Here is a 222-nt window from a genome sequence, read left to right as displayed (position 1 = left end):
TGGCCGCCTCGGCCAGCGGGTAATGCGTGCTCTCGGGCATCGGCAGCACGCCCTCGGCGGTCAACCGATACACCGTCGCCAACAACTCGCGGACCGCGCCCGGATGACTGAGCGACATCAACCCCAGGTCCACGCCATAGAACGCCAGGTTCTGCCGGAACGGGTAAAGCCCGAGCTTGGTGTCGCCGTAGATGTCGCGCTTGCCGATCTCGACAAACCGGC

At 65.8% G+C, this 222-nt stretch carries 1 protein-coding gene; it reads right to left on the bottom strand.

Translation table 11 applies throughout. The annotated features are described in order from the left end of the window. A partial coding sequence (locus BST12_RS30350; RefSeq protein WP_139802158.1) for an MDR/zinc-dependent alcohol dehydrogenase-like family protein occupies nt 1-222 on the bottom strand: 222 nt, incomplete at both ends.

Source organism: Mycobacterium angelicum (genome assembly GCF_002086155.1).
GTDB lineage: Bacteria > Actinomycetota > Actinomycetes > Mycobacteriales > Mycobacteriaceae > Mycobacterium > Mycobacterium angelicum.
This window is presented reverse-complemented; position numbering and strand designations above follow the sequence as displayed.